General features: G+C 75.6%; 5 protein-coding genes. 1 reads left to right on the top strand and 4 read right to left on the bottom strand.

Annotated elements, in window-relative coordinates; genetic code table 11:
• Positions 1–8: 8 nt before the first annotated feature.
• Entirely contained in the window at positions 9–1139 is a 1131-nt protein-coding gene (locus tag J2S63_RS06870; protein WP_310300346.1) for a methyltransferase domain-containing protein, read from the bottom strand.
• Between the two features lie 95 nt (positions 1140–1234).
• On the opposite strand from J2S63_RS06870, the gene J2S63_RS06875 reads away from it, so the two are divergent.
• Entirely contained in the window at positions 1235–1909 is a 675-nt protein-coding gene (locus tag J2S63_RS06875; protein ID WP_310300349.1) for a hemerythrin domain-containing protein, read from the top strand.
• Here the strand turns inward: J2S63_RS06875 and J2S63_RS06880 are convergent.
• From J2S63_RS06880 to J2S63_RS06890, 3 genes are read right to left on the bottom strand one after another with little or no spacing between them, the layout of a single operon-like run.
• Positions 1906–5211, bottom strand: a complete 3306-nt coding sequence (locus J2S63_RS06880) for an ATP-binding protein (RefSeq protein ID WP_310300351.1) — start codon at positions 5209–5211, stop codon at positions 1906–1908. The genes J2S63_RS06875 and J2S63_RS06880 overlap by 4 nt on opposite strands.
• A 41-nt stretch (positions 5212–5252) precedes the next feature.
• Positions 5253–6011: a hypothetical protein gene (locus J2S63_RS06885; RefSeq protein WP_310300354.1), complete on the bottom strand. Its 759-nt coding sequence runs from the start codon at positions 6009–6011 to the stop codon at positions 5253–5255.
• 54 nt (positions 6012–6065) lie between these two features.
• Positions 6066–7517, bottom strand: coding sequence for a right-handed parallel beta-helix repeat-containing protein (locus tag J2S63_RS06890; protein WP_310300356.1), 1452 nt, complete (start codon positions 7515–7517; stop codon positions 6066–6068).
• Positions 7518–7521 lie beyond the last annotated feature (4 nt).

Below are 7521 nucleotides of genomic sequence, written 5' to 3' on the forward strand. Positions count from 1 at the left end.
CCCTGACGCTAGTGCCCCCGGTCCGCTCGGCACAGCACCAGGACCTCCTGGTGACCGGTCTGCGGAAACATGTCGAACACCCGCGCCCTCACCGGCACCAGCGACGGCATCGCGGCGAGGTCGCGGCCCAGCGTGGCCGGGTTGCACGAGCTGTAGAGCAGGTACGACGGCCGCGCGGCCTCGAGCGCCGCCGTCAGGTCCGCGCCGAGCCCGCGCCGCGGCGGGTTGACCACGACGAGGTCGGCCACCTCCCGGCCCTCGATCCAGGCGGTGGCGTCGCCGGCCTCGAAGGTCGCCGCGACCCCGGCCTCGGCTGCGCTCGTGCGGGCGGCCTCGACGGCCTGGGGGGAGACCTCGACCCCGTGCACCGAGCGGCCGGGCCGGGCGAGGTGCAGCGCGAACCCGCCGACCCCGCAGTAGAGGTCCCACACCGTCCGGACCTCCAGCGACGAGGTCCACGCCACGGCCTCGCGGTAGAGCGCCGCGGCGATCCCGGTGTTGGTCTGGAAGAAGCTCCGCGGACCGAGGTGCAGGGTCACCCCGTCGGCGCCGTCGAGCCCGATCGGCAGCGACTCCCCCAGCAGCAGGTCCTCCCGCTCGCCCTCGAGCACGGCCGCGTGCGCGGGCTGGAGGTTGACCGAGAGCACGCGTAGGTCGGGGAGCTCGGCGCGCAGCCAGGGCAGGTGCTTCTCGATCCGCGCCACCGACTCGGTCGACCGCAGCACCAGGCGGACCATGAGCCCGCCGTCGGGCGCGACCGTGACGATGACGTGCTTGAGCTCGCCGCTGCGCTCGGGCACGGAGTACGGCGTGAGCGCGGCCCGGGTGACGAGGGCCGCGAGCACGGGCAGTGCCGCCTGCAGCCGCGGGTCGTGCAGCCCGCACGCGCGCAGGTCGGTGCCTCGTCCGTCGGCGGCCAGGATGCCCAGCGTCGGGGCCTCGACCGTGCCGGCGACGACCATCTTGGCCTTGGTGCGGAAGCCCTCCTCGGGGCCGGTGACCGGTGGCAGCCACTCGACGGCCCACTCCCCCAGGGCGGCGGCGGCGGCACGTTGCTTGGCGGCGACCTGGTCGGCGTACGGCGTCTCGAGCCAGGTGCACGAGCGGCACAGGCCCGCGTCCCAGTAGCCGCACTGCATGCGCCCATTGTCCCGGACGGCGCTGCAAGCGACGGACAAGAGGGGTGCAAGCGGCCGGGGCCACGGTGGGACCACCACCGAGACAGGAGCCTTCGATGACCGAGACCCGCACCGCCCCGCTGACCGACACCAGCGTCATGCCGGTGATCCACACGCTGTTCCGCCGCGAGCTGCGCCTGGCCGCCGGGCTGCTGCGCGGCGTCCCCGAGGGCGACACCGCGCGGGCGGCCGTGGTCGCCGACCACCTCGGGCTGGTCGGCGAGGTCCTGCACCACCACCACACCGCCGAGGACGAGCTGCTCTGGCCCAAGCTGCTCGAGCGCGTGCCGGACGACCTCGCCCCGATCGTGCACCTGATGGAGTCGCAGCACGGCCGGGTCGAGGCGCTGCTCGACGAGATCGGTCCCCTGATGGCCGGCTGGCGGCGGACGGCCGGCGGGGCCGAGCGCGACCGCATGGCGCAGCTGTACGACGAGCTCTACCTCGCGCTCGCCGAGCACCTCGACGCCGAGGAGACCCGGCTGCTCCCGATCGCGGCGCGTGCGGTGACCCAGGAGGAGTGGGAGCACATGGGCCAGGTCGCACGGGCCGGGACGCCGAAGGGCGCCGAGCTGCTCGTGCTCGGCGGCCTCCTCTACGACAGCGGTCCGGAGGGCGCGGCGAAGCTGATGCACGGCGCTCCCCCGCCGGTGCGGTGGCTGGTCCCGCGGCTCGGGGCCCGGGCCTACCGGCGGCACGCGCAGAAGGTCTACGGCACCCCGACGCCCTAGCCGAGCCGCGCGAGCAGCGCGTCGGTCCGCGCCACCCACAGGCCGAGGCCGAGCCGCTCGTGCACCTCGCGGGCCCGCGCCAGGTGGTCGGCGGCCGCGTCCCGGTCGCCGGCCACCAGCGCCAGCTCGCCGAGGGTCTGGTGCACCGACCCCTGGAAGGTGACCGCGATCGTCCCGCCCAGCCACCCGGCGTACGGCGCGAGCTGCGTCCGCAGGTCGGCGACGGCCCCGGGGTCCCCCAGCGCGGCCCAGACCCGGGCCCGCACGACGGTCAGCCCCACCCACAGGTAGTCCTCGTGGATCGGCGGCTGCTCGTCGTAGGCCCCGAGGCGCCGGCGCAGCTCGTCGAGCCGGCCCGTCGCCACCATGGACAGGCCGTGCAGCTCGCGGAAGGCGGGGTGGAAGGGCGCGACCTCGCGCAGCGCCGGCTCGACCTCGGCCATCCGGCCCTGCAGGTCGCGCAGGGTGGCGAGCTGGGCGAGCTCGATCCCCTGGCCGGCCATCGCCATCGTGGCCTGCAGCGACTCGAGCTCGGCGATCGCCTGCTCGGCCTCCTCGAAGCGCTCGTCGACCTGGAGCAGCATCGCCCGGACCCAGCCGACGACGAGCCGGGTCTGCGAGTGGTGGTGGCGCACGGCCAGCTCGTGGGAGCGGTCGGCGTCCGAGCGGGCCTCGTCGAGCTGCCCGAGCGCGGCGCGGTCGGAGGCACGGTGCGACAGCACGGCGGCCAGCGCGGCGTGGTCGCCCCGCGCGGTCGCGAGCTCGACCGCCTCGTCGAGCAGGGCGGCCCGCCGCACCAGGGTCTCCGGACGCATCAGCGCCGAGGTCGCGAGCTGCAGGACGGCCAGCCGGTGGCGCTTGTCCGCGGTGGACCGGCGTACCTCCTCCAGGGCCTCCTCCGCCAGCCGGGTGGACTGCTCGGCCCTCCCGGGCACGAGGAAGTGCTCGAAGGCCAGGGCGGCGGTCAGGTGCGCGTGGGTGACGGGGTCCGCGACCCGCTCGCGCACGGCCTGCCAGAGCAGGAGGGCGTCCTCGTCCCAGTCGGGATAGCCGCGCCAGCCCCACACGAGGTTCTCGGTGACGACCAGGAGCGCGGCGGCCGCCGCGTCGGCGTCGCCGCGACCCAGGGCGGACGTGGCGGCCTCCGCGGCCGGGGCCCAGGCCTCGACCGGTCGCGAGAGCCAGACCAGCGCGCGCGCCCGGGCGAGCGCCACCCGCTCGCGCTCCACGGCCCCGGCCTCGGGATCGCCGGCCTGGAGCTCGGCGGCGGTCACGGACAGCCGCAGCGCCTCGTCGTGGGCGGACCGCGCCGCCGCGTCCTCGGCCCCGGCGACCGCGAAGAGCCAGGCCGAGCGGGCGTGGGCCGGGCCGGCCAGGCGGTAGTGCTCGGCCAGCTCCGCGCTGTGCTCGTGCACCCGCCCCAGGTGGTGGGCCTCGATGGCGGCCGCGACGGCCGCGTGGGTGCGGGCGCGCACCGCCGGGGACAGCGACTCGTGCACCGCGTCGCGCACGAGGGCGTGGCTGAACCGGGCACGTCCGGGACCCACCTCGTCGAGCAGGCCCATCATCAGCAACGGCTCGAGGTGCTCGAGGACCTCGTCCAGCCCGAGGCCGGCGGCCGTGGCGACGACGGCCACGTCGAACTCGCGCCCCGCGACCGCCGCGGTCCCGGCCACCGCTGCCGCCGGCGGGTCGACCTGCGCGAGGCGGTGGCGTACGACGTCGCGCACGCCGGTCGGCACGGAGTCCCACGACCTCGCGGACGGGTCGTTGAGCACGCCCTCGGCCACGAGCAGGCGCACGAGCTCGGTGACGAAGAACGGGTTGCCGCCGGTGCGCTCGATGATCCGGTCCGCGACCGCCTCGCTCACCGCCAGGCCGTGGTGGAAGGAGACCCAGTCGCGCACGTCGCGGGCCTCGAGCCCGGCCAGGTCGACGCGGTGCGCCCCGAGCCTCGCCAGCTGCGCCAGCGTCTCGGCGAGCACCGGACCGACCTCCGCGGGAGCGTCCCGGGTGGCCGGCACCAGGAGCAGGGGCACGTCGGCGATCCCGGTCGCGACCCGCCGCAGCAGCCGCAGGCTCTCGGCGTCCGCCCAGTGCAGGTCGTCGAGGACCACCACCGACGGCGGGCCGGTCCGGAGCGCGCCGAGCAGCGCGTCGGCCTGGCGGAAGCTGGCCGACGAGGCGTCGGTCTGCTCCCCCTCGAGGATCGAGGCGTCACCGAGGAGCTGGCGCAGCGCCCGGGTCCAGCCCCACAGCGGCGGACCACCCTCCGGCTCCCAGCCGCCGCGGCCGACCCGGAAGCCTGCGGCCGCGGCAGTCCCCACCACGGCCTCGGCGAAGCGGGTCTTGCCCAGACCGGGCTGCCCGCTGACCAGCAGCACCCGTCCGCGTCCGGCCGCGACGTCGTCGACCAGGCGGGACGCCTCGGCGAGCGCGGGCCCGCGCCCGAACACCGCGGGGAGGCCGGGGAGGTCGGGCTGGTCGGTCCCCGCCAGGACGACCGGCGGCGCCACGGCCGACCCCCCGGCCGGCCCCACGGCTGGGTCCAGGGACCGGTCCAGGGACGGGTCCTGGCGCAGGACGGCGGTCTCGAGCGCGCGGAGGTCGGGACCGGGGTCCACACCGAGCTCGTCGGCGAGGTGGTCGCGCGCCCGGCGCAGGGCCGCCAGGGCGTCACCCTGGCGCGCCGAGCGGTAGAGGGCGAGCGCCAGCAGCCCCCACAGCTGCTCGCGCAGCGGGTGCTCGCGCACGAGCTGCTCGAGCTCGGCCACCGCCTCGGTGTGCTCGCCACGGTCGAGCCGCAGCCGCCACAGGCGCTCGACCGCGCCCATGCGGAGCTCCTCGAGGCGCGTCGCCTCGGCGTCGAGGGACGGGCAGCCGAGCCCGAGGTAGGCCGTGCCGCGCCACGGCGCCAGCGCCTCGGTCAGCAGTCCCAGCTGGTCGGCGGCGCCGTCGCGAGCCTCGCCCAGCAGGCGCGTGAACTCCCGGGCGTCGACCGCTCGGTCGTCGACGTGGAGGGAGTAGCCCCCCGCATGGGTCCGGAGCACCTGGGCCGGGGACCGCGCGTCGCGGCCCGGCTCGAGCACCCGGCGCAACCGGGCGACGTAGGACTGCAGCGAGGCCTCGACGCGAGCGGGTGGCGCATCGCCCCAGATCTGGTCGACGAGGTGCTCGAACGGCACGGGCCGCCCGCCGGCCGCGAGCATCAGCCCGACCAGGGCCCGCGGCTTGGGGCCACCGAGGTCGAGCACCTCGGTGCCGACCTCGACCTCGAGCTCCCCCAGGACGCGCGCCCGCATGACGCCCACTCCCGACCGGCGACCTGTCGCGACGACCGCTGTCAGCGCGCGGCCCGGATGCGGGCCCGCTGGGAGTAGGAGAGCGCGAAGCCCTTGGAGGCGGCGGCGCGGGCGACGAAGAGGTGCGAGCCCGTGCGCGGGGAGCTGAGCCGGACGCGGTAGCGCCCCCGGGCGTCGGTGAGCGGAGCCGCGAAGCGGACCCACCTGCAGGCCTTGCAGGTCTTGCGCAGCACGACCACCCGCTGGTGGCCGTAGCGCGGAGCCACCGACCCGACCAGGTCGATGCGGGAGGGCTTGGGCTGCGCGAGGCGGATCGGCATCCGGCGGTGCACCCGGACCCTGACCGGGTCGGCCGTCCCGTCGTCGGAGAGGGACCCGGCGATCGCGTCGGAGTCGGCGTTGCCGGAGTAGCGCACCCGGTAGCTCGCCGTGCGGTCGGCCACGCGGTTGAAGACGTACATGACGTGCTTCTCGCCGTTGGGCAGCGTGGTCTCCATGGTCGTCGTCTGGCCGACCGTCGTCCAGGGGTCGGTCGACGTGGTGCGTCGCTCCAGCGTCACGACCTGGTTGGGCAGCGGCGCCGGGGTGTCACCGAAGAGCAGGAAGACCTGTCCGACGATCTTGAAGCGCTGCCCCGCCAGCGGGTCGGGATTGCTGGTGTAGCTGGTCGTCGCCGAGGCGAACAGCGGCTCGGCCGCCGCGGGCTGGGCCATCGCCGGCAGGAGGGACGCGACGAGGGCGAGGACGACGACGCTCGCGCGACGGAGGACCGGCGCGGACAAGCGAGGGCGGCTGCTCATGCGCCGCAGTCTAAGCGCACAAATCGTGCTATTGCGGAACTGCGGGACCTCTGCTCAGGAAGGGGGACGTTGGACCCGCTGGTCCTGCAGCGCACAGTCGTTCCGACGCAGGACGGGCGCCGCGGAGCCGTCGAGGACGAGCCCGAAACGCGCCCCGGAGCAGGTGTTGCCGGACGCCGCTCCCCGCGAGCTCCCCATGAAGACCAGCCCGGCAGACCCGTTGTCCCTGAGCACGTTGTCCTCGACGCGCGGCGTCGCCCGCCTCGTCACGTCGAGCAGGACCCCCGCCTGGCGGTGCCCCGTGATCGTGTTGGCCACGATCACCGGCGATCCCGAGGAGTAGACCGCGACGCCGATGTTCCCGTTGTCGGTGATGACGTTGCGACGCAGGACCGGGTGGGCTGTGCCCTCGATCACCAGCCCCGCCTGCTTGTTGCGAAGGATCCGGTTGTCCGCGAGGACCGGGGCGCTGCGGTCCCCCAGCAGCAGACCGGAGCCGTTGCGCGTCATCACGTTGCGGGTCAGCCGACCCGCTGACCTGCCGAGGAAGCAGACGCCGCACGCGGTGTTGTCGTGGAAGGTGGCGGCGCGCACGGTCGGCACGCCGGTCGCCACGAGGAGTCCCCCGACCGCGTTGTCCGACAGGGTCGAGCGGCTCAGGGCGATCCGTTGACCGCCCGCGAGGACGATGCCGCTGCCACCGGTGAGCATGGCGCGGGAACCCGCGCCGGCCGAGCCCTCGCGGGTGGCTCCGGTGATGCGGACACGGTCGAGCGTGGCCCTTCCTGCCCGCAGGACGATCACGGAGGCCGTGCCTCCGCCGCGGTGCCGGAGACCAACCCCCGCGATGCGCAGCGAGACCTGTGAGGCGAGCAGCACCGCGGCACCCGGAGCGGTGGAGGTGATCGTGGTCCGTCCGGGTCCGGCGCCTCGGACCGTCAGGTCCTGGACGACGGCCACGGGACGGTCCAGTGCGAACGTGCCGGGAGGGAGCACCAGGGTCGCCCCGGACGGGAGGCGCGACAGGGCCGCGGCGAGGTCCTGCCCCTTCGCGAGCCGGTGGAGCACCGGCCTCGTCGTCCCGCTGACCACGTCGAGCACGTTGGCGGCCAGGGCCGTGCGGACGGCCTCCGCGAGCGGGCCGGATGCCTCGGCGTCGTCACGCCACGCCACGACGGCCCGCCGCGCCTGGGAGGCGCGGCAGTCACCCTGGTCGAGCGCCTCGGCGAACGACCCCGCCTCGGTCCGCAGCTGACGCATCGACGGCATCGGAGGGACCTGGCGTGCGTCCATGCCGCTCAGCCCGTCGAACTGCCGGGTGAAGGCGCCGAGCGCGCTGACCAGCCGCTCCACGAGGCGCGTGCACCCGACCGCAGGCGCGTCGTCGGCCGCCGTGGCGTGCTCGTCCTGGCGGTTGAGCGCGCTGCTCACCAGGAACGCTCCCGGCACCATCATCAGGAGCAGGACGAAGCCGGCGACGTACTTGATCCCCCGCGGTGACCACACCGGG

The sequence above is a fragment of the Nocardioides marmoribigeumensis genome, assembly GCF_031458325.1.
GTDB classification, from domain to species: Bacteria; Actinomycetota; Actinomycetes; order Propionibacteriales; family Nocardioidaceae; genus Marmoricola_A; species Marmoricola_A marmoribigeumensis.

Excerpts from the sequence above, each read along its gene's own strand:
- J2S63_RS06885 (WP_310300354.1), bottom strand. The coding sequence starts at position 6,011 with ATGAGCAGCCGCCCTCGCTTGTCCGCGCCGGTCCTCCGTCGCGCGAGC.
- J2S63_RS06870 (WP_310300346.1), bottom strand. The coding sequence starts at position 1,139 with ATGCAGTGCGGCTACTGGGACGCGGGCCTGTGCCGCTCGTGCACCTGG.
- J2S63_RS06875 (WP_310300349.1), top strand. The coding sequence starts at position 1,235 with ATGACCGAGACCCGCACCGCCCCGCTGACCGACACCAGCGTCATGCCG.
- J2S63_RS06880 (WP_310300351.1), bottom strand. The coding sequence starts at position 5,211 with ATGCGGGCGCGCGTCCTGGGGGAGCTCGAGGTCGAGGTCGGCACCGAG.